The organism is Actinoplanes philippinensis (genome assembly GCF_900113015.1).
Classification (GTDB): Bacteria; Actinomycetota; Actinomycetes; order Mycobacteriales; family Micromonosporaceae; genus Actinoplanes; species Actinoplanes philippinensis.
In genome coordinates, this window is sequence record NZ_FONV01000024.1 from 69,368 (window position 1) to 90,164 (window position 20,797).

The window sequence follows — 20,797 nt, forward strand, 5'->3', positions numbered from 1 at the left end:
TGTGGCGGACAGTCGGCGCATGGCACTTCTGGAGGCCCGGGTCGCCACCCGGAGCACAGGTTTCTGGCCGGTCGCGTTCGCGTTCACCGTCGCGATGGCGTTCTCGACGGTCCCGGCGCCGCTCTACCCGCTCTACGGTTACTCGACGTTCACCGTCACCGTCGTGTTCGCGGCGTACGCGGTCGGTGTCGTCGCCAGCCTGCTGCTCGCCGGGCACGTCTCCGACCACGTCGGACGGCGGCGGATCCTGATCCCGGCGCTCGGTCTGGAACTCGTGGCGGCGGTGCTGTTCCTCTCCGGCACGTCACTGCCCGTGTTGCTGGCGGCGCGGCTCATCACCGGGCTCGGCGTCGGCATGATCACCGCTACGGCCACCGCGCACCTGCTCGAACTCAACGACGCCTCCCCCGCCCGCTTCGAGATCGTGTCGACGGCGGCGAACATCGGGGGCCTGGGCCTCGGCACGCTTGTCGCCGGTCTGCTCGCCTCTTTCGTGGATGCGCCACTGCGTACGCCGTACCTCGTCTTCGTTTTTCTTCTCGTCGCGGCAATCGCGGCAGTCGCGCTGGCGCCGGAGACCGTGCGCCCGAACCGCGCCTACCGGTACCGGCCGCAGCGGGTGACCACCGGGCGCGGCCCCGCCTATCTCGCTGCCGCGACCGGCGCGTTCGCTGCCTTCTCCGTGTTCGGCTTTTTCACCTCGGTGGCGCCCGGTTTCGTGGCCGGCACCCTGAACCACCCGTCGCGGGCGCTCGCCGGGCTGATCGTCTTCGCCGTCTTCGGCGGTTCCGCGGCGGCGCAGACCCTCACCACCGGCCTCGACGCGCGGCGCCGCACCATGCTCGGCCTGTCCGCCCAGGCCATCGGCACGATCACCCTCGTGACCGGAATGCATCAGGCAAGCCTGCCGGTCTTCCTGCTCGGCGGCCTGCTCGCGGCCGCCGGGGCCGGCGTCCTTTTCAAAGCCGGCATCGGTACGGTCGCCGCGCTCGCCACCGGAGCGGAGCGGGGCGCGGCGCTCGCCGGCATCTTCCTGATCGCCTACGTGGCCCTGGCGGTCTCCGCCCTGGCCATCGGCGTAGCCGCCCTGACCACCCCGGTGATCACGGTGATGACCTGGTTCGCAGCCGCCCTGCTGATCATGTTGGCGGCCGTCGCCGTCCTGTCCCGTCAGTCGTCGAACGGCTCGGACTGACAGTTCAACGTCCGGCAATGCAGGCAGACCGCGGTGGAGCCCTGGGTGAACAGGTCCATCATCGGCAGCCCCGCGAGCGGGCTCCCCGGCGGCATCTCCGGAACCGCCAGCTGCTCCGCATACCTGTCGCACGTCTGGCAGCGGGCCGTCACCCGCCGACCACGACCGGATTCGATCAGAGCCGCCAGGAAGGCGCCCGGAATCCTGACCACATCAGCCACGACTGCTCCTCTCCCGTCGCCCCACCTTCCCGCCCGCGCCTGATCCCCGCCACCCCGGCCGGCCTCCACCGCCGCAACACCGCCCCCGAAACAGCCGTCACCGCTGGCCGGCATCCCCCGGCCAGACCCCAGCGCCGCGTCGGGCCCCCCGAACAGCACTGACCGCCGGCCGGACACCAGCGCCGCGTCAGGCCCCCCAACAGCACTGACCGCCGGCCGGACCCCAGCGCCGCGTCAGCGGCCTCGGTACAGCGCTGACCGCCGGCCGGCGCGAGGGTGGGATAGCGTTCGGTGACGGGAAGTTCGACGGGCGGGGTGGGGCGTGACCGACACGACGGTGGCCGAGGTGCTGGCGGAGCTGGCCGCGCTGGAGGACCCGAAGGCGCGCGCCGTCAACGAGCGTCACGGCGACGACCACGGGGTCAACCTGGGAGCGCTGCGGGCCGTCGCGAAACGGCTCAGGACCCAGCAGGACCTGGCGCGCGATCTGTGGGCGACCGGCGACTCCGCCGCCCGCCTGGTGGCGCTGCTGATCTGCCGTCCGAGGGCGTTCGAGCGCGTCGACCTGGACACCATGCTCCGCGACGCACGGACCCCGAAGGTGCACGACTGGCTGGTCGGCTACGTGGTCAAGAAGAGCCCGCACGCCGATGCGCTGCGGGTGGCCTGGATCGCCGACCCGGACCCGGTCGTGGCGAGCGCCGGCTGGGCTCTGACCGTCGATCGCGTCGCGAGGAGACCCGACGGGCTGGACCTGGACGGGCTGCTCGACGTCATCGAGGCGCGGATGCGGGACGCTCCCGATCGTTTGCAGTGGGCGATGAACCACTGCCTGGCCCAGATCGGCATCTCCCACCCCGGCCGGCGCGCCCGGGCTCTCGACATCGGCGAGCGCCTCGAGGTTCTGAAGGACTACCCGACACCGCCGAACTGCACCTCCCCGTACGCCCCGGTCTGGATCACCGAGATGGTGCGCCGCCAGCAGCCCGCCTGACCTTCCACAGGCAATCCTCGGATGCGGCGCCGGCCCGCCGATGATCCCGGCCATGACGACGCCGCACCGCCCGCCCCGAAGTGTCCGGCGGGTCGCTCTGCTCGCGGTGGCGGGCGCCGCCGTCGCCGGAGCCGTCGCGGTGTATGCCGACCGGCGCCTGCGAACCGTCGCGCCGCCACCGTCCCCGATCGAACCTCTCCCTGGCGATCCGCCGCCGGCGCCGGGTCGCGCCAGCGCGCGGATCCGGGTCGTCGCCGGGGCCGTGGTGGCGGTCGTGGCGATGGCGGTCGTGGCGCTCACCGTCGTCGTGGCGGCTCGTACCGCCCGCAGCGAAGCCACCGCGACGGCGGCCGCGGTGACCGCCGGTCCGGCGGAGACGACGCCGATGCCGCTGGTCACCTGCCAGTTCACCATCGCCACACAGACCGACCCGAGCGTGCCGGTGACCTGCGGCTACGAGACAGCCGGCACCCGGTCACCGATCCACGAGCCGGCGGCGGACCTGACCGACTCGCGGTTCTTCGGGGCGGCGCTCCCGGACACCCTGGCCGTCAACGGCGCCGCCTGCCCGGACGGTATGACACCACTCCTCGTGGAATCGGCTTACCCGAAACTGGCCGCCACGTTCGTCCGGATTCCCGGGCTGCGGAGCGTGGAGCCCACGTTCCAGCTCCGGCGCCGCTACCCGGACGAGTCGCTGGCTCTGGAGCGGGCGCATTCACCCGTCAGCGCAGGACAGGCGGCCGAACTCGACCTCCGGATGGTCCAGCGGCTGGTGCAGGGCGAGACCTACGAGTGGCGGGTCAAGGGCACCCCACAGAGTGTGGCCGGCGGCGACTGGTCGCCCTGGTGTGGGTTCACCATCGCCGAGAAGACCTCGGATCATCTGGGCCTGGACGACACCCGCGACTACACGGTGACCCGCTCCGCCGCCGTCTGGCGCACGGTCCTGGAGGCCCTCGGGCCGGTCGAGACCGAGGCCGGCAAAGGCATGGCGATCCGTGCGTCGATCGCAACGGCGATGGCCGGCGCATCGAAGGCGGACGACCTGGTCCCGGTCCGGCTCACCGGCGACGACTGGAGCCGGGTGGTCGGCGGTCTGGCCCGCCGGGCCTCGGCCGACGGGTCCCCCGGCCACTGGGCGGTGGTCGACGACATCTCCTTCGCGCTGGGCGGCCACCCGCACCCGACGATGGGTTTCCCCCGCCCCGGTGCCGCTCAGCCGGCCTGACCCACCACCGCCGCGCCGATGACGACGGATCACCAGCCGCTCAATATCAGCGCGGCGCGGGAGCGCCAGGCCGCCACGCAGGCCGCGGAATACGGATAGGTGGCCGGTGGCAGCGCATCCCACCGGAACCACTCGATCCCGGCGCACTTGTGCGGCTCGGCGTTGACCGGCGCCCCGTGCCTGGCCGGATCATGCCGCACCGCGAAGGTCAGGCCGACACGGGCGTGGCCGGACGGGGTGCGGTGGTGAACGGTGGTGATCAGGCGTGGCTCGTCGGCGGCGAGGCGCAACCCGATCTCCTCGGTGGTCTCACGGCGCAGCGCGGTCAGCGCGTCCTCACCGTGCTCCAGCTTGCCGGACGGCAGGTTCCACTGGCCGTCGGCATAGCCGGTGCCGGAGCGCAGGGCCAGCAGGACGCGGTCGCCGTCGGTGAGCAGGAGCAGCACGTCGACCGGATGCGTGGGGGTCGCCCGGACCGGCCGGGCGGCAGGGATACGGTGCGTCGGCATGCCCGGATTCCATCACGGGGGTACGACAGAAACCGCGCCCCGGCACTCGCGCGGGTGACATCCGGACGGCGTTGACGGGACCCGTTCGTCCTGTCGAGACTCTTCAGCATGGGATGCGGGTGGCGCGGCGGCGGGGCCGGGAGCCGACCGTGCCGGTGACCGCGTTGCGGGCCGGCGATCCGCAGCGGCTCGGGGAGCATGTGCTCGTCGGCCGGCTCGGCTCGGGCGGGATGGGCACCGTCTATCTGGGCCGGGCGCCGGACGATCAGCAGGTCGCGGTCAAGGTGGTCCGCCCGGAGCAGGCCGCCGACCCGAAATTCCTGGCCCGGTTCCGCAGTGAGGTGAAACGGGCCAGGCAGGTGCCGCCGTTCTGCACCGCGGCCGTCCTCCACGACGACCTGGAGCACGATCCGCCGTACCTCGTGGTCGAGTTCGTCGACGGCCCGAGCCTGGCCGAGGTGGTCCGGGAGAACGGGCCGCTGAGCCCCTCGGAGGCGTACGCCGTAGCGGTCGGCGTGGCCACCGCGCTGGTCGCGATCCACGGGGCGGGCGTCGTGCACCGCGACCTGAAACCGGCGAACGTGCTGCTCGCCGTCGGCCTGCCCAAGGTGATCGACTTCGGGATCGCCCGGGGCGTGGACCTGAGCGCCGAGCTGACCGGCCCGCACCAGGTGATCGGCACGATCGGCTACCTGGCGCCGGAGTGTCTGGACACGGCCGCCCGGGGCCGGGTGGGACCGCCCGCGGACGTGTTCGCCTGGGGGGTGCTGGTCGGGTTCGCCGCCACTGGCCGTACCCCCTTCGGTGGTGATTCTCCCCGGCGACGGTGGGCCGGATCCTGACGCAGCCACCCGATCTGGAGGGTGTTCCGGAGCCGCTGCGGCGGCTGGCCGGGGCCGCCCTGGAGAAGGACCCGGACCGGCGGCCGTCGGCGAACGCCCTGTTGGACGCGCTGTTGTCGGCGGGCCGTCCGGCGGTGACGCCGGAGTTGCGCCGGGTGGCGCTGGCCGCCCGGGCCGGGAACCGCCGCACCCGCCGCTGGCTGGGCCGGGCCGCGGCGCTGGTGCTGGCCGGCCTGCTGGTGGCGTCCGGGGTGGCGCTGGCCCGGTCGTCGGAGCGGGTGGAGCGCCAGGACCGGGCGCTGGTGCAACGGGACCTGCTGGACCGGTCGGCGAGGGTGCTGGACACCGATCCGGGGCTGGCGTTGCGGCTGGCGGTCAGCGCCGACACGATCAGCCCGTCGGACCGGGGCCGAGCCGCGATCGACGCCGCCCTGGCCACCGGCTACGAGGGTGAGCTGAGCCCGGACGAGGCCGTCTACACCGCCGAGTTCCGGCCGGACGGGCGGATGGTGGCGGCCGCCGGCGCCGGTGACGTGGGATTGTGGACGGTCGACGGCAGCCGGTTCCGGCGGGTGGGCGCGCTGGCCACGGCCGGGCAGGAGACGACGGACCTGTCGTTCAGCCCGGACGGGCGCACGATCGCGACGGCCGGGGCGCGGCTGCAGCTGTGGGATGTGGCGGCGGCGCATCCGGTGGCCGAGCTGACCGGGCAGGCATGGGACGGGGTGCAGTTCAGCGGTTCGGGGGATCGGCTGCTCACCGTCTCGGACCGGCTGGAGCTGTGGGACGTGCGCGATCGGGCGCGCCCCCGGTCGGTGTGGAGCGCCCCGGCGGGGACCGCGACACGTGGCGGGGCCCGGCTCAGCCCGGATGGGCGGCTGCTGGCCGGGGTGGCCGAGGGTGAGCTGCTCACGGTGTGGGCGGCCGCCGGCACACCGCGGCGGATCTCGGTGATCACCGACGCCGACGCGGTGATCAACCTGGCGTTCAGCCCGGACGGGCGGCGGCTGGCGGCGGCGACGATCAGCGACGGGGTACGCCTGTACGACCTCACCGATCCGGCCCGGCCACGACTGTCGTCGACGTTCGCGGCGGACGGCGGGACGGTCACCACGGTGGCGTTCGACAGTACCGGGACGGTGCTGGCCGCCGGCAGCCAACAGCGGACCGTCGGCCTGTGGAGTGTCGCCGACCCGGCCCGTCCCCAGCCGTTGCGGACGCTGCGCCGCGACGGCGGCTGGATCTCCTCGGTCGACTTCACGCCGGACGGCGCCCGCGTGCTGACCGCGGGCTGGCAGGGCGCGGCCCGCTCGGCGGCGCTGTGGCGGGTGGCCCCGTTCGCCCCGGTGCGGCGGTCCCGCCTCGACGCCGCCCGGGATCCGATCCGGCTGGTCGGCCTCTCCCCCGCCGACGTTCTCGTGGTGACCGCGCTGAGCGACGGGCAGGTCGAGTTCTGGGATCTGCGTGACCCCGGCCGCCCGGTGCGGGCGCGGCCGGCGTTCCGGTCGTCCGGGGCGTCGCGGATCCGGCTCGGCACGACCCTGCTCTACGCGAACGGCGCCGTCCACGACCTGTCCGGACCCGAGCCACGCCGTCTGCTGGAGGGCGTGGTCGACGCCGATCCCGAGCGCGGCCTGGCGGCGGTGCTCCGAGACGGCGAACGGGTGCTGATCTACCGGGTCGCGCCCGGCGCCGAGCCGGAGGCGGTCGCCGAGATCCCCGCCGCCTACGTGGCGTCGATCGTGTTCGACCAGGTCACCGGCAACCTGGTGGTAGCCGACGACAACGGTGGCGCGGAGTCGGCGCTGACCGTGTGGGACCTGTCGGTCCGCGCCGCCCCGCGACGTGCCGCCGCGCAGGCCGCGCAGGGCGGCGTGCAGGCGCTCGAGGCCCGCGGCGGCACCGTCGTCACGGTGGACCGTAACGTGGTGGTCTGGGCGGCCGGGACCGTGCGGTCCGCGCCGCGGCCGGGCAACCGGATCGCCGGGGTGGGAGCGGTGACGCTGTCCGCCGACGGCTCGCTGCTCGCGATCACCGGCCGGTCCGGGACCGAGCTGTGGAGCCTGCCGCCCGGCGCCGACCCGCTCCTGGTGGCGGTGCTGCCGGGCGAGCCGACGTCGGCGGCGTTCAGCCCCCGTGGCCCGTTGCTGGCGGTCGGCGACCCGGCCGGGACGACGATCTGGGACGTCAGCGCCCTGCGGATGACGCTGCACGACCCGCGCGCCGAGGCCTGCCGGCGGCAGGGCGGGCTCACCGCCGGGGAGTGGGCGGCGCACGTCACCGGCCTGGGATACCGGGCGGCCTGCGCTTAGGGTCGGTGGATGCTGGACGACATCGATATCTCGACCCTGTCCGCACGTCCCGGGTTCAAGTGGTCCACGGCCACCGCCGCCGGCGCGATCCCGGCCTGGGTCGCCGACATGGACTTCCCGGTCGCCGAGCCGGTGCTCGCCGCCATGCGCGAGTCCGCGGCCCTCGACCTGGGCTATCCGGCCTGGCAGGAGTACCCGCGGGCCAACCCGCTGATCGACGCGTACGTGGAGCGCACCGCCCGGCTGCACGGCCACCGCCCCGATCCCGGCGGCATCCGCGTCTTCACCGAGATCATCCAGGCGCTGCAGGCGATCCTGCACGTCACGACCGCGCCCGGTGACGCGGTGGCGCTGCACACGCCCGCCTATCCGCCTTTCCTGGAGACGATCGCGACGATGGGCCGCCGGCTCGTCCCGATCCCGATGATCGACGACGGCGACGGCTGGGTGTTCGATCCGGCGCCGCTGGCCGGCTGCAAGGCGCTGATCCTGGTCAACCCGCACAACCCGACCGGCCGGGTCCTCACCCGGGCCGAGCTGACCGGGATCGCCGAGCTCGCCGAGCGCCACGACGTGCTGGTGATCGCCGACGAGGTGCACTCCGAGCTGATCTACGAGCCGCACCGGCACATCCCGTTTGCCACGATCGCGCCGGGCCGGACGGTCACGCTGAACTCGGCGAGCAAGGCGTTCAACCTGGCGGGCCTGCGGTGCGCGATCGCCGACGTGGCGGTCCCGGCGGTCCGCAAGGCGCTCGGCACGCTGCCGCCGCTGCTCCTGGGCCAGGCCGGCAACCTCGGTGTGGTCGGCACGGTGGCCGCCTGGCAGCACGGGGATCCGTGGCTGGCCGAGGTCCGGGCGCTGCTGGAGCGCAATCGCCGGATGGTCGCCGACGCCTTCCCCGGCGACCATCCGCCGGAGGCGACCTATCTGGCGTGGCTGCGGGTCGATCCGCCGGCCGATGTGATGCTGAGCCCCGGCCCACGGTTCGGCCCCGGCGGCGACGGTTACGCACGGCTCAACTTCGCGACGTCACGCAGCGTGCTGGAGGAGATTCTGCGCCGTCTGCGAGCGATCCGGCCAGAATAACCTAGCGTTGACGATCTATCACTATGCGTGGAAAATTCCGGACAAGGAGTGCCGGAAGATTCGTCCATTTGAGACACTGCCGGACATGCCAGCGACGGATCTTGTGGTCGTCGACATCGCCGCATGGTGGGTCACCGCGGTGTTCGAGTCCGAGGGCTTCGACCGGCCCGTTCTCTTCGACGGCCGGGCCCGCGCACCCAGCGGCGTCTTCCAGGGATCCGGGGTCTACACCGCCGGCGCCCCGGCCCTCGCCACCGGTCTGGCACACCCCGAGTCGTATCGACCGGACCCGATGACCCTGCTGCGGCACGGCGGCCCACCGGCCGCCGTCGCCGCGGTCCTGTCGCACGTCGCCGAGCGCACCGGCCGGCCCGCCGCGCTCACCGTGGTCACCGCCCAGGAGTGGGACCGCCCCGCCCGCGAACGGCTCGAACAGGCCGCCGACACCGCCGGGCTCCCCCGCCCCCGCGCCGTCTCCACCGCCGCCGCGGCCGCCGCCCAGGCCGGGCCGGGGATCGTGCTGGTGTGTGTGGCCGGCGCGGCCTGGCCTGAGCTCACCCTCGTCGAGGGCGGCCGGCAGCTGGCCGCCTCCGCGGTCCGGGCGCCCGGCGCGCCGGCGATCGACGAGGCCCTGCTGCGGGTGGCGGCGGCCCGCGGCGGCACCGAGGCCGACCCCGACGACTGGCGGCTGACCCGCGAGATCGAACGCGCCCGCGCCACCCTCGGCCTGCAGCAGCGGGCCGCGATGCTGCTGCCCGAACCGCACCAGGCGGTCGTCCTGACCCGCGACGACCTGGCCGCGGCGAAGGCCGTCCACCTGGACCGCCTGCCGGACACGGTCAAGCTGCTGCTCGCCGACGCCGGCGTCGACCGGGTCGCCGCGGTGGTCCAGGTCGGCGAGGACGCCCAGGTCAGCACGGCCCTGTCGGACGCCGGCCTGGCCCCGGCGATCACCGTCCGCGACCCGCACGCGCTGCTGCGCGGCCTCACCCGCACCCGGACGCCACCCCGGCGCCAGTGGTGGCGCCGATGATCGGCCGGCCGCTCGTCAGCCCGCGGCCGGGACCCGGCTCCCTACTGGAAGACGATCGTGTGGTTGCCGTGGCGGATCACGCGGTCCTCGGCGTGCCACAGCACCGCGCGGGACAGCACCGCCCGCTCCACGTCCGCCCCACGACGGCGCAGCTCGGCCACGGTGTGCGCGTGATTCACCCGGACCACGTCCTGCTCGATGATCGGCCCCTCGTCCAGATCCTCGGTCACGTAGTGTGCGGTCGCCCCGACCAGCTTCACTCCCCGCTGCTGCGCCTTCGCATACGGGTCGGCGCCGATGAACGCCGGCAGGAAGCTGTGATGGATGTTGATGATCGGCACGCCGACCTTCTCGATGAAGTCCGCCGACAGGATCTGCATGTAGCGGGCCAGCACGATGAAGTCCACGTTGCCGGTCAGCAGCTGCAGGTGCTGCGCCTCGGCGGCCGACTTGTCCGGCCCCTGCGACGGCACGTGGAAGAACGGGATCCCGAACGAACGCACCTCGTCGGCGGTGTGCGCGTGGTTCGAGATGACCATGCTGATGTTGATCGGCAGCTCGCCGCGCCGGTGACGCCACAGCAGGTCGAGCAGGCAGTGGTCGGCCTTGGACGCGAAGATCGCCACCCGTTTCGGCACAGACAGGTCACGCACCGTGTACTCCAGGTCGAACCCGTCGGCCAGCTCCCGCCGCAGATCCTCCTCGATCGCCGGAAGCGCCGCCTTCAGCCCGGGACGACCGAAGACGGTCCGCTGAAAGAACGCCCCGCCCTGCGGATTGTCCGAATACTGATCGAGCGACACGATGTTGGCCCCATGCCGCCCGAGCACCGCGCTCAGGGCCGCCACGATCCCGGTCCGGTCCCGGCCGTGCACGATGAGCACTGCCTGGTCACCGGGGCGCGACTGCGTCTCGGGCGAGGCGGGGGCGTGCTGGGTCAGGGTCACGACGGGGCGTCCTTCCGAAACGACTACACGAGCCACCGAAGTCTAGAAACCTAACCCCTCCGGCCAGCGAGAGGTCACCCGGCACGCCAAGATCAAACCCATGCGACGGTACGGCCGGCCCCGCCCCACGCCGAACCACGTCGCCCCCCTGCTACCCCTGCGACGCAGGCGCCCCGTCCCGGCCGACAGCGCGGCCGCCGGGCTCATGCTTCCGTCCAGCCACCCACCACCTCGCCGCCGCCCGGCTCACCCACCGCCCCGCCCGCAAGGCCCTCGCCCTCGCCCACCGCGCCCGCAACACCCTCCCCCACCGCGCCCGCACGCCCGCCGCGCCCGCAAGGCCCTCGCCCGCCGCGCCCGCACGCCCGCAAGGCCCTCGCCCGCCGCGCCCGCACGCCCGCAAGGCCCTCGCCCACCGCGCAGGTCAATCGCCGGCCCGATTGCCGCCACTCAGTGCGCCGCCACCTCCCAGCACGCCAACCACCGCCCACCGCGCTGGCCGTCACCCAGCACGTCCACCGCAAATCACCTGGCGGTCACCACCGGCTCTCCACCTTCGAGTCGTCGCCCAGCGCCTTCCCCACGCTCAGTGCGGCACGCTCGGCAGCTATCTCCTGCCGGTGTGGACGGCGGGAGCTCAAGGGGAACCGTTGTGCGCCGCTCGGGGTTGCGGTGACCTGAGGCCTCGCCCCGGCGGGCGCGCTGCGGCCGGGAGCGGCTGGGTCGTCGCGGCGTAGCCCGGTGACGGCGTGGTTTCCGGGGGCTGACCGGACCGTACCTATGAGGTGGGAATGTAACCGTTTGCCTTGGTCACCACGTCGTGGATCGCCTTCTGCGGGTCGGCGCCGAGGCTGGCGATGGCGACGAGGGCCGTGAAGACGACGTCGGCCAGCTCGCCCACCACATCGTCGGTGGTGTGGGTCACGCCCTTGCGTGGGTTCTGGCCGAGGACGCCGATCCAGGCCTGGGTCGCCTCGCCCGCCTCCTCGGTGATCTTCATGATGCGGCAGGCGATCTCCAGGGGGTCGTTGCCGTTCTGCTCGTCGAGGAAGCGCTGCCAGCGGCGAGCGGCATCCCAGATCATGTCGTCCATTGGTGTCCTCATAGAGTGGCCTGATGTCACGGTTCGGGGCTTCCACCGCCTCGCCTCGGGCGCCCATCGTGCCCGACGCGCTTCCGGAGGTTCTCTTCGACCTGGAGTCGGAGGATCTGCACGAGAAGGTCATGTTTGCGGACGCCGATCTGTCGGGGGTTTTCGCGCAGTCGGTCGAGTTCGGGCAGGTCCGTTTCCGGTCAGCGCGGCTGGCGGGGGCGACCCTGCCGAAGGTGCGGCTCACCGACTGCGTGGTGGAGCGGTCGGACTGGTCCAACCTGCGCGCCGAGAACGCGACGATGGAACGGGTCGCGCTCTCCGGCTGCCGGATGACCGGCCTCGCCTGGAACGGTGGCCTGCTCCGGGACACCACCGTCACGGACAGCAAACTCGATCTGACCAACTGGCGGATGGCCCGCTTCGACGCGGTGGCGCTCAACGGGTGCAACCTCACCGGCGCCGACTTCGCCAACGCGGATCTGCGGGGTGCCCGGTTCACGGATTGTGACCTGACCGGGGCTCAGTTCAGCGGGGCCACCATGCAGGGCGCCCGCTTCGAGCGCTGTGAGCTGGCCGGCATCGGCGGCATCACCAGTTGGTCCGGGGCGATCGTCCACCCTGACGACCTGATCGGGTTGTCCTATGTGCTGGCCGGCGCGCTGGGGATCGTCGTCGGAAGCTAGCCCGGGCCGGGGACGGCGGGCCGGCGCGTACGCGCGTGGACCGCCCGGCCCAAGCCGGCGGGAGAGCCGAGACGAGGGGCGACAGGACCAGCCCACTCCGTGTCCGGCCAGGACGGGGAACCACGCGGCAACACTCATGCCGACATCGTGCCGGACCGACGGTGACAGCACGGTGACAGCGGCATCGGGGAGTCACGATCGCCGCTGCGGACCGGCGCTGGACAGCACATCTAGGCCAGGCCGGCCTCGCGGGCCAGGATCGCGGCCTGGACGCGTGAGGTGCAGCCCAGCTTCGCCAGGACCCGGGAGACGTGGGTCTTCGCGGTCGCCTCGGTGATGGACAGGTCGGCGGCCAGGTCGGCGTTGGAGAGGCCGCGGCCCAGGGCGGCCAGCACGTCGCGTTCGCGGCCGGTCAGCTCGTTCAGGGAAGGTGGCGGCTGTGCGGGGCGTGGCGCCGCGGTGACGAAGGCGGTCAGCAGGCGGCGGGTCACCTCGGGGGCCAGGAAGCCGTCGCCGGCGGCGACCCGGCGGACCGCCTCGACCAGGGTGGCCGGCTCGACCGACTTGAGCAGGAACCCGGCCGCGCCCGCCCGCAGCGCGCCGAACAGGTAGTCGTCCAGGTCGAAGGTGGTCAGGATCAGCACGTCGGCCAGGCCGGAGGTGGTGATCTCACGGGTGGCCCGGATGCCGTCGGTGCCGGGCATCCGGATGTCCATCAGCACCACGTCGGGTCGCAGCGCGGCCGTCTGACGGACCGCCACCGCGCCGTCGGCGGCCTCCCCGACCACCTCGATGTCGTCGGCCTGTTCCAGCATCAGCCGCATCCCGGCCCGGATGGCGGCGTGATCGTCAGCGACCAGCACCCGGATCACGGGACGCACCGGCGACTGCGGCGAACGGCGGGGCGGGCGGTCATGCGGTCGGCAGTGGCAGCGAGGCGTGCACGCGCCAGCGGTTGCCGTCGCGAGTGGCGGTGAGGTCGCCGCCGAGCAGGGCGGCGCGTTCGCGGATGGACCACAGGCCGGTGCCCGCGCTCAGCGCCGGGTGGTCGAGATCGGTCGTGGTCAGGGTGTTGGTCACGGTCACGGTGATCCGGGCGCCGGCCTGCCGCACGTCGAGGGTCACGTCGGAGCCGGGGGCGTGCTTGCCGGCGTTCGTGAGGGCTTCGCGGACGATGCCGTACACCGTGTGGGCGACCACCACCGGGACCGCCGGGACGCCGCCGGCGCTCACCTCGACGTGCAGGCCGGCGGCGGTCGCGGCGGACACCAGGTCGGGCAGCCGGTCCAGGCCGCCGGGCAGCACCGGGGACCGGTCGGCCGGGGCGGCGTCGGCGCGCAACAGCAGGATCATCGAGCGCATCTCCTCCAGGGCTTCGAGGCTGCTGGTGCGGACCGCCTGCAGGGCGGCGCGGTCGCGGCCGGTCTCCGGGGGCGCGGCCAGGGCGGCGCCCGAGTGCATGGCCGTGGTGGCCAGGTGTGCGGCGATCACGTCGTGCAGGTCGCGGGCCATCGCGGCTCGTTCGGCGACGACCGCCTCGCGGGCGATGCGTTCCGCGTCGAGGGCGCCGATCTGCTGCTGCTGGCGGATGTTGGCGGCCCACCACAGCGGCACGAACAGCACCGAGGTCAGCTGCAGGCAGATGAAGACGCCGATGCGCACCTGCCCCGCGGCCAGCCCGCCGACCACGCTGGCCGTGCCGACCAGGACGAACACCGCGGTGGTGACGGCGGCCCGGGCCCGCGGCGACGCGAATCGGCCGACCGAGAACAGCAGGTCGAACATGACCAGGATGAACGCGATGCTGCCGCCGAGCACCAGGTCGACGGCGAACGCGCCGGTCCCCGCGGCGAGGGCGGCCATCGGACGGCGGCGGCTGCCGAGCATGGCCAGGCATCCGGCGGCGAGCGGCGCCAGGTGCCAGCTCTCCGGCGCGTCGGCGTGCGGGATCGACCAGACGTCGGTCAGGCCGACGACGTCGAGCAGCACACCGGCGGCGAACGTGCCGACGGCCGGCACGTAGACCTTCCGCCACAGCTCGCGCACGTCCACGCCGCCATCGAATCATGCCGGTGATCGCGGCGGCGTCCCTCCAAAGTCGTATGCCGTCGCGCATCCTTCGGCGGACGCGCCCGGCCGCCGGCCCGGTCATCGTGACGGTCATGGATGCCACTCTCGCGGCCTCGCTGGCCGTCCTGGCGCTGATCGACTCGACGAGCTTCGGAACCCTGCTCATCCCGATCTGGCTGCTGCTGCACCCCGGGCCGGTGCGCTGGGGCCGCATTCTGATCTTTCTGGGTACGGTCGCCGCCTTCTACTTCGCGCTCGGCCTGATCGTCACGCTCAGCGCCGGCGCGCTGCTCCCGCAGATCACGGCGCTGCTGGCGACCCGCCCGGTGCAGTGGACGCAGCTGGTGCTCGGGGTGGCGCTGTTCTTCTGGAGTTTCGTGCTGGGGCGGGGCGAGAAGCCGGCCGGGGCGGGACGGATGCACCGCTGGCGGGAGCGTGCCCTCAACGACGAGGGTGGCGCGCTGCCACTGGCCGGGCTGGCGCTGACCGCGGCGGCGGTGGAGGTGGGGTCGATGCTGCCGTACATCGCCGCGATCGGGCTGATCACCACGGCCGCGCTGCCGGTCGCCACGGTGACCGTGACGCTCGCCGGGTACTGCCTCGTGATGGTCACGCCGGCGCTGGTGCTGCTGGCCGGGCGGCGGGTCGCCGGCAAGCGTCTCGATCCGCTGCTCGACCGGGTCGGCAGGTGGATGTCCAGCAGCGAGACGATCGCCTGGATCGTCGGGATCGTCGGTTTCCTCCTGGCCCGGGACGCCGCCGCGAAACTGATGCTCATCGGCTCCTGAAATCGTAGCCGGGTAATCACGCAAAGACGTCGACCGTCCATTTTGTAAATGGTGATCATGGCCGATAGCATGATCGCGTCGTCACGGCTCCCGGACGCGGGAAACCGTTGCCGCACCGCCTTCGCATGCGGGCGTACAGGTGCGGTTTCCTACGCGTTTCCGGAGGTCATCATGGCCTGGTTCATCAGTCAGTCCCTCGTCTTCATCGTGCTCGCATTCGTTCTCGGTGTCATTGCCGGCCGCCTTTCCGTGCGTCCCGCCAAAACTGCGGAACAGATGCCGGTAATGGACGAGGAATTGGAACGCATCGAGGGGATCGGGCCGGCCATGGCGAATGCGCTGCGAGCCGCCGGGATCCGGACCTTCGAGCAGCTCGCCACGTCCGGTGACAACGCCAAGCGGGACGCGATCCGGGCCGCCGGGCTCAGTTTCGCGCCGAGTCTGGCGACCTGGAGCCGGCAGGCGCGACTCCTCGCCGACGGCGACGAGGGGGCGTTCGCGGAACTCACGGCACGGCTGATCGCGGGCCGCGACACCACCCCGCCGGCCTCGGACAACGCTCGATCCGGCGCCGTGTCATCCGGCACTGCGCAATCCGGCGCCGCGCAACCGGCCGGCAAACCGCGACCGAGGCCCCGGCCGCGACCGGCCGACCGGGCCGCGACCGCCGACCGGAGCGCCGCCGGCAAGACCGCCGCTGACCGGACCACCGCCGACGAGAGCGCCGCCGACCGGACCACCGCCGACGAGAGCGCCGCCGACACGAGCACCACCGGTGAGAAGGCCGGCGCCCGATGAGCCGCCCCGTCAGCCGCTGGATCGCGGCCCTCGCCGTCCTCCTGGGACTCGCCGCGGTCATCACCGCCCAGCTCGGCCCCAACCGGAACCGCATCGAGAACGACCTGACCCGGCGCGCCACCGCCGCCTTGAGCGCCGCGGGCCAGACCGGTACGCAGGTGACGTTCACCGGGCGGGACGGTGTGATCGTCACGTCCGAGGCCGACGCCGACCGCGCCCGGCGTGTCGTCGAGGCCGTGACCGGGGTGCGCGCCGTGACCGCCCGTGTGGTCCCGGCCGCTGTGCCGCCGCCGGTGACGGCCACCGGCGCGCCGGCGAACATGGTCGTCCTGGCCGAGGTTGTCAGGGCGACAGTCGACCTCATGGTGCTCCGGGAACAACTTTCGGTCGTACCCCCTCTGCGGTTCGAATTCGGCGGCGCCGGACTGACCACCGATTCGCGCGCCGCCCTCCGCAAGGCCGCGGCCCTGCTCGCGGATCATCCCGGAGCCCGGATCCGGATCGGCGGCCATACCGACGCGCGGGGTTCGAAGGCGACGAACCTACAGCTCAGCCGCGAGCGGGCGGAGGCGGTCCGGGCCGCGCTGCGCGATCTCGGGGTGGCCGCCGACCGGATGACCGCGGTCGGCTACGGCGAGGCGCGCCCGGCGGCGCCGAACGACACCGCCGGGCACCGGGCCGCCAACCGCCGGGTGGAGTTGTCCGTCATCTGACGGCGATGATGTTCTCGGCCGTCCGGGACGCCAGCGCCATGATCGTGATCATCGGGTTGGTGCCGGACGGCGTCGGGAACGCGGACGCGTCGCCGATCCACACGCCGGGGGTGTCGTGGAGTTCCCCGCGCGGGTCGGCGACGCTGGTGGCCGGGTCGGCGCCCATCCGGCAGCTGCCCATCTGGTGCGCGGAGAAGAGCGTCATGCCCCCGGCCCGCAGCGGCACCCGTTTGACCCGTTCGAGGTAAGCCTCCAGGTCGTCGCCGTCGGTCCACGCCCCGAGCCCGCGCGCGAACACCTGGATGCGCCGCGCCCCGGCGGCCCGATGCAGGTGGATCTGCGCTTCGAGGGCCCGGTGCGTGTTGCGGGTGTCACGGTCGTCGGTGAGGTCGTACCAGGCGACGGTGTTCCCGGACGGGTCGAGGGTGACCCGGCCGTGCCCGTGGTCGCGGATGAGCCCGATGAACGAGCCGTTGTTGCGGTAACCGGCCATCGCCTCCTTGTGCTCGGCGGGCGTCGTGAACGGCACCGACGACGCACCGAGCCCGGTGGCGTACTGCACGCTCTCCATCAGGAACCCGTAGCCGTCGTCGACCTCGGCGAACTCGTTGACCAGCCCGGCCTGCGGCGGCCCCCACCAGCCGCGCATGTCCTCGCCGTAGTCACCCATCGTGACCGTGCACGGGTGCAGCCGCAGGTATCGCCCGACCGCCGGGCCGCCGATCCCCGAGCGCAGCAGCACTCCGGGCGATTCGAGCGCCCCGGCCGCGACGACGACGATCGGCGCACGGACCGTGACGATTCCGGTGGCCCGGCGCCCGACCACCCCGGCGGCACGCCCGCCCTCCACCAGGATCCGCTCGACATGGCAGCCGTCGATCAGCCGTGCGCCGTGGTCGAGGACCGCCGGTTCGAGGTAAACCTTGAGCGTCGACTGTTTCGCCCCGGACGGATCCCCGAACCCGAGATGCCCGGCGACCCTCGCGTCGTGCCGTTTCTCGTCCCAGTTGCGGAAGATCGTGGCGAACGACCAGCCCAGCTTCTCCGCGCCCCGAGCCATCGCCTCGTGGATCCGATTGAACTCCGAACACCGGTCGGTGACCGACAGCTCCCGCCAGACGGCATCCAGATGCCTGTCGAAACTGCCGGTCGCCACGTCGGTGAGGCCGTGCTCGCCGGCCCACTGGCGGCGTACCGCATCCCGCGTCTTCAGGCAGTTCGTCCAGTTGATCACGGTGCCGCCGCCGACTCCGGCGCCCGCGACCAGCGTGACGTTGCCGTCACCGGTCGGCGCCGGCCCGCCCCGCCAGTAGGACGCCTGGTAGGCGGCGAGCTCCAGTTGGTGGAAGTCGGCCTCGGTCCGCAACCGGCCGGCCTCCAGGACGACGACGCGCAGTCCGGCGGCAGCGAGCCGCCCGGCGATCAACCCACCACCGGCGCCGGATCCGATCACCACGGCGTCGGCGTCCAGGTCCGCACTCCCGCGTCCGGCGCCCCCGGCGGATCCGCTCCCCTCGCCGCCGGCGATCCCGTCCCGATTTGCGTCGCCGTCGGCGATCCCGTCACGGTTTGCGACTCCGTCGGCGGATCCGATCTCCTCGCCGCCGGCGGTCCCGTCCCGGTTTGCGGTGATTTTCAAAGCCGATACGGTACGGCCACCTGGCGCCGTGGCAGGTGCGGGGCCCGGATAGCCGAGCCGGTCCCAGTTGGGGTTGCGCCCGTCCGGGCCGGTCAGGCCATACGTCATCAGCAGGATCATGCTGATCAGCGGCCCGGTCTCGGGAATCGCCGCCAGCAACTGCTCCCGTGCGGCCTGCGGCGCGCTGCCGAACCCGTTGGCGGCGAGCGCGTCGAAAAGTCCGCCGAGCGCCTGCTGACGCTCGGCCGGCAGACCCGATATGAGAGCGAGGACTCCCTGGTCAACACCGACATCAGTCGCGGTGCGGGCCCAGAACCCGTCCTCGTCGCCGGGCCGGTCGATCGAGGGAACCACGGTGTCGCAGAGCAGTCGCAGCACGTTGATCTGTTCCGAAGTGAACACTCGGGCCTCCCGCTTCGGTGGAGAAGTGCCCACAATGTAAATCCAGATTCACACTCCGCGGGAGGCCTCTTCCTGCTGATCATGCAGTTCCGGGCACGTGCGACGATGAGGGCGTGGATCTCTCGGTCTCGGTTTCCGATGGTGTGGCGCTGCTCGAGATGCGGCGCCCGCCGGCCAATCACTTCGACGAGACGCTCATCGGTCAGATCGTCGACGCCGCGAAAAGCATCGACGACGACCCGGCCTGCCGGGTGATCGTGCTCGCTTCCGAGGGCCGCCACTTCTGCGCTGGCGCAGACTTCGGCGGCGGCGATTTCGCGCGCGATCACGTGGCAGCGGCGGAACGCCTCTACCGGCGTGCGGCGGAACTGTTCGACGTGCGTACCCCGATGATCGCCGCCGTCCAGGGCACCGCCGTCGGCGGCGGCCTCGGGCTGGCCTGCGCCGCCGACTTCCGCGTGGCCGAGCCGTCCACCCGTTTCGTGGCGAACTTCGCCCGCCTCGGCTTCCACCAGGGTTTCGGCATCAGCGTCACGCTCCCGGAGATCATCGGCCGGCAGGCCGCGGCCGACATGCTGCTGACCGGCCGTCGAGTAGGCGGCGAGGAGGCCCTGCGCCTGCGCCTCGCCGATCGCCTGGCCACTCCGGAGGCGCTACGGGAGACGGCTTTCGCCCTGGCCGCCGAGATAGCGGCATCGGCCCCGCTCGCGGTCCGCTCGATCCGGGCCACGCTAAGGGCGGGCTTGGCATCCCGGGTCCGAGAGGCCTTGGCCCATGAGTTGGCCGAGCAGAAGATCCACTGGTCAACAGCAGACAGCGCCGAGGGCATAGCCGCCAGCCTCGAACGCCGCCCCCCAGTCTTCCGCGGCCGGTGACCACACATCCACCCCCACCAGGAACGACCGAGCCAGCCGGCCGAACCAGGCACCGTGATGTCGAAGGATTCCGGCGGCCACGCGACAGCCAAAAGCGCAGATTCCGACCTCGAAAGCCTCTCCGACCGACAGAAACCGGCTCACCCAAACCCCCGCACGCCCGGAATAAAAAGTAACCGAAAGCCCCCACCACGAGAAGACAGCATCGCCGACCAACCCGCGCACCGACGACCTCGAATATAATCCGAAGCCGCTCGCGTAGAACAGCAGAAAAGGAAGGGTGACCCCGAGCCGAAAAAGCAATTGATGAACTGACGGCAACCATCGCCCGGTGACCACGGAAAACACGAACCATGCCAATAGCATCGAGTGAAACCGTGCCCACCACCCTGCAGCGACCACCCTCATTCAAGAAAGCCACACCCGGCGCCGATCCACCAAGTCGAACCCCAGGCCCGGACTGAAGATTCGCCGATGGCCGCGCCACACCGGACGACAGCACACGTGAGGCCGCCAGTTGCGGCCACCGACGCCCCGGGGCCGATGCCTCGACCGCCGAGGACTCCGGAGCGGGAACCATTGGCGATGAGACAGAACGGTTGACCTGCGACGATGCCGGTATCAGAGCAGTGCCCGGTGCGATTGCAGCGGACGTCAGATCTTCGGTGGCCACTCGCTGCATCGCACTCCCTGCAGCGACCGCCTTCGTAGCGGGTGCGGCCGTCTTTGTAGCGGGTGCGGCCGTCTTTGTAGCGGGTGCGACCGTCTTTGTAGCGGGTGCGACCGCCTTTGTAGCGGGTGCGGCCGCCGCGGGCTTCACCTGCGTTGTTGATCCGGACGACGCCGTCGCAAGATCGGACTCTCGTTGACGCAGTCGTCGAAGCTTCTCGGAATGGCGTCGCTGCAGCCCCCAAGCGCGATGCCTCTCATGCTCGCGACGAAACTCCTCAGCCTCCGGCGAGTACTTCCGAGACCGGGTCCGATCACGCATTGACGCTACTTCCAACCTACTGAACAACGACCCCTGTCCCATGCACAAAATTCTTCCCGACTCGGCGACAGAAGTGTAAGAACTCGATCATGCCAAACTTCATCCTCAGGACTTCCCCGACAGTTCTTGGCAAGCTTTCCCGCCCACTCGGCAAGGACCCTTAACCTTGTCCTGTTGGATATTGACGAAAGCGAAATTGTGCACACTGAGCAGTCCGACGACGCACGACAGAGGATGCACGGATCGGAACGGCGAGGAAGGCCGGAAGGCCGGAAGGCAGGGCCATTGCGTTCTCGCAGGCGGAGGCTCTGAGCTGGGATGGTGTCGAGTGATCGGCCTATATGGAGGCGGATGGAGCGGGTGAAGTCCTCA

Annotated in this window: 19 protein-coding genes; 12 read left to right on the forward strand and 7 right to left on the reverse strand. The window is 72.1% G+C overall.

Going from position 1 to position 20,797, the window contains the following annotated elements; translation table 11 throughout:
• The first annotated feature begins 19 nt into the window (after window positions 1-19).
• Window positions 20-1,195, forward strand: coding sequence for an MFS transporter (locus BM290_RS42380; RefSeq protein WP_203779768.1), 1,176 nt, complete (start codon window positions 20-22; stop codon window positions 1,193-1,195).
• On the opposite strand, the gene BM290_RS47825 is transcribed toward BM290_RS42380, so the two are convergent.
• Window positions 1,171-1,416, reverse strand: a complete 246-nt coding sequence (locus BM290_RS47825; protein ID WP_143134142.1) for a hypothetical protein — start codon at window positions 1,414-1,416, stop codon at window positions 1,171-1,173. The genes BM290_RS42380 and BM290_RS47825 overlap by 25 nt on opposite strands.
• Window positions 1,417-1,738: 322 nt before the next feature.
• On the opposite strand from BM290_RS47825, the gene BM290_RS42385 reads away from it, so the two are divergent.
• The gene (locus BM290_RS42385) at window positions 1,739-2,410 is read left to right on the forward strand and encodes a DNA alkylation repair protein (protein ID WP_093621644.1); all 672 of its coding nucleotides are present in this window, start codon (window positions 1,739-1,741) and stop codon (window positions 2,408-2,410) included.
• A 52-nt stretch (window positions 2,411-2,462) separates the two neighbouring features.
• A complete protein-coding gene (locus tag BM290_RS42390) occupies window positions 2,463-3,641 on the forward strand; it encodes a hypothetical protein (protein WP_143134143.1) in 1,179 nt (392 codons plus the stop codon).
• Between the two features lie 29 nt (window positions 3,642-3,670).
• Here the strand turns inward: BM290_RS42390 and BM290_RS42395 are convergent, their stop codons facing one another.
• On the reverse strand, window positions 3,671-4,150 hold the full coding sequence (locus BM290_RS42395) for an NUDIX domain-containing protein (protein ID WP_093621646.1): 480 nt from the start codon (window positions 4,148-4,150) through the stop codon (window positions 3,671-3,673).
• 119 nt (window positions 4,151-4,269) lie between these two features.
• Between BM290_RS42395 and BM290_RS50445 the strand changes: the two genes are divergently transcribed.
• From BM290_RS50445 to BM290_RS48855, 4 genes are all read left to right on the forward strand, one after another.
• Window positions 4,270-4,992, forward strand: coding sequence for a serine/threonine-protein kinase (locus BM290_RS50445; protein ID WP_239144024.1), 723 nt, complete (start codon window positions 4,270-4,272; stop codon window positions 4,990-4,992).
• Window positions 4,977-7,304, forward strand: a complete 2,328-nt coding sequence (locus BM290_RS49355; protein WP_239144023.1) for a WD40 repeat domain-containing protein — start codon at window positions 4,977-4,979, stop codon at window positions 7,302-7,304. The genes BM290_RS50445 and BM290_RS49355 overlap by 16 nt, the downstream gene beginning before the upstream one ends.
• Window positions 7,305-7,313: 9 nt before the next feature.
• Window positions 7,314-8,393, forward strand: coding sequence for a MalY/PatB family protein (locus BM290_RS42405; protein ID WP_093621647.1), 1,080 nt, complete (start codon window positions 7,314-7,316; stop codon window positions 8,391-8,393).
• An 85-nt stretch (window positions 8,394-8,478) separates the two neighbouring features.
• Window positions 8,479-9,426, forward strand: coding sequence for an Hsp70 family protein (locus tag BM290_RS48855; protein ID WP_177320130.1), 948 nt, complete (start codon window positions 8,479-8,481; stop codon window positions 9,424-9,426).
• Between the two features lie 41 nt (window positions 9,427-9,467).
• On the opposite strand, the gene purU is transcribed toward BM290_RS48855, so the two are convergent.
• Entirely contained in the window at window positions 9,468-10,373 is a 906-nt protein-coding gene (gene purU, locus BM290_RS42420) for a formyltetrahydrofolate deformylase (protein WP_093621650.1), read from the reverse strand.
• Window positions 10,374-11,151: 778 nt separating this feature from the next.
• Window positions 11,152-11,466, reverse strand: a complete 315-nt coding sequence (locus BM290_RS42425) for a MazG-like family protein (protein WP_093621651.1) — start codon at window positions 11,464-11,466, stop codon at window positions 11,152-11,154.
• 23 nt (window positions 11,467-11,489) lie between these two features.
• Between BM290_RS42425 and BM290_RS42430 the strand changes: the two genes are divergently transcribed.
• Window positions 11,490-12,149, forward strand: a complete 660-nt coding sequence (locus BM290_RS42430) for a pentapeptide repeat-containing protein (protein WP_093621652.1) — start codon at window positions 11,490-11,492, stop codon at window positions 12,147-12,149.
• Between the two features lie 230 nt (window positions 12,150-12,379).
• Here BM290_RS42430 and BM290_RS42435 read toward each other — a convergent pair whose 3' ends face one another.
• Together BM290_RS42435 and BM290_RS42440 are read right to left on the reverse strand one after the other, a co-directional pair.
• Window positions 12,380-13,021, reverse strand: coding sequence for a response regulator (locus BM290_RS42435; protein WP_093621653.1), 642 nt, complete (start codon window positions 13,019-13,021; stop codon window positions 12,380-12,382).
• A gap of 40 nt (window positions 13,022-13,061) precedes the next feature.
• Window positions 13,062-14,201, reverse strand: coding sequence for a sensor histidine kinase (locus BM290_RS42440; protein ID WP_093621654.1), 1,140 nt, complete (start codon window positions 14,199-14,201; stop codon window positions 13,062-13,064).
• Window positions 14,202-14,311: 110 nt separating this feature from the next.
• Here BM290_RS42440 and BM290_RS42445 point away from each other — a divergent pair, with 110 nt between their 5' ends.
• From BM290_RS42445 to BM290_RS49365, 3 genes are read left to right on the forward strand one after another with little or no spacing between them, the layout of a single operon-like run.
• The gene (locus tag BM290_RS42445) at window positions 14,312-15,007 is read left to right on the forward strand and encodes a GAP family protein (protein ID WP_093621666.1); all 696 of its coding nucleotides are present in this window, start codon (window positions 14,312-14,314) and stop codon (window positions 15,005-15,007) included.
• Between the two features lie 48 nt (window positions 15,008-15,055).
• Window positions 15,056-15,805 carry a helix-hairpin-helix domain-containing protein gene (locus BM290_RS49360; protein WP_203779766.1) on the forward strand — a complete coding sequence of 250 codons (750 nt, stop codon included), beginning with the start codon at window positions 15,056-15,058 and terminating at the stop codon, window positions 15,803-15,805.
• On the forward strand, window positions 15,802-16,518 hold the full coding sequence (locus BM290_RS49365; protein WP_203779764.1) for an OmpA family protein: 717 nt from the start codon (window positions 15,802-15,804) through the stop codon (window positions 16,516-16,518). Before BM290_RS49360 ends, BM290_RS49365 begins: the two co-directional genes overlap by 4 nt.
• Here the strand turns inward: BM290_RS49365 and BM290_RS42460 are convergent.
• Window positions 16,511-18,559 (reverse strand): GMC family oxidoreductase N-terminal domain-containing protein, encoded by a 2,049-nt coding sequence (locus BM290_RS42460; protein ID WP_093621656.1) that lies wholly within the window; start codon window positions 18,557-18,559, stop codon window positions 16,511-16,513. The two genes, BM290_RS49365 and BM290_RS42460, sit on opposite strands and share 8 nt — an antisense overlap.
• A 113-nt stretch (window positions 18,560-18,672) precedes the next feature.
• On the opposite strand from BM290_RS42460, the gene BM290_RS42465 reads away from it, so the two are divergent.
• Window positions 18,673-19,434 carry an enoyl-CoA hydratase/isomerase family protein gene (locus BM290_RS42465; RefSeq protein ID WP_239144022.1) on the forward strand — a complete coding sequence of 254 codons (762 nt, stop codon included), beginning with the start codon at window positions 18,673-18,675 and terminating at the stop codon, window positions 19,432-19,434.
• Window positions 19,435-20,797 lie beyond the last annotated feature (1,363 nt).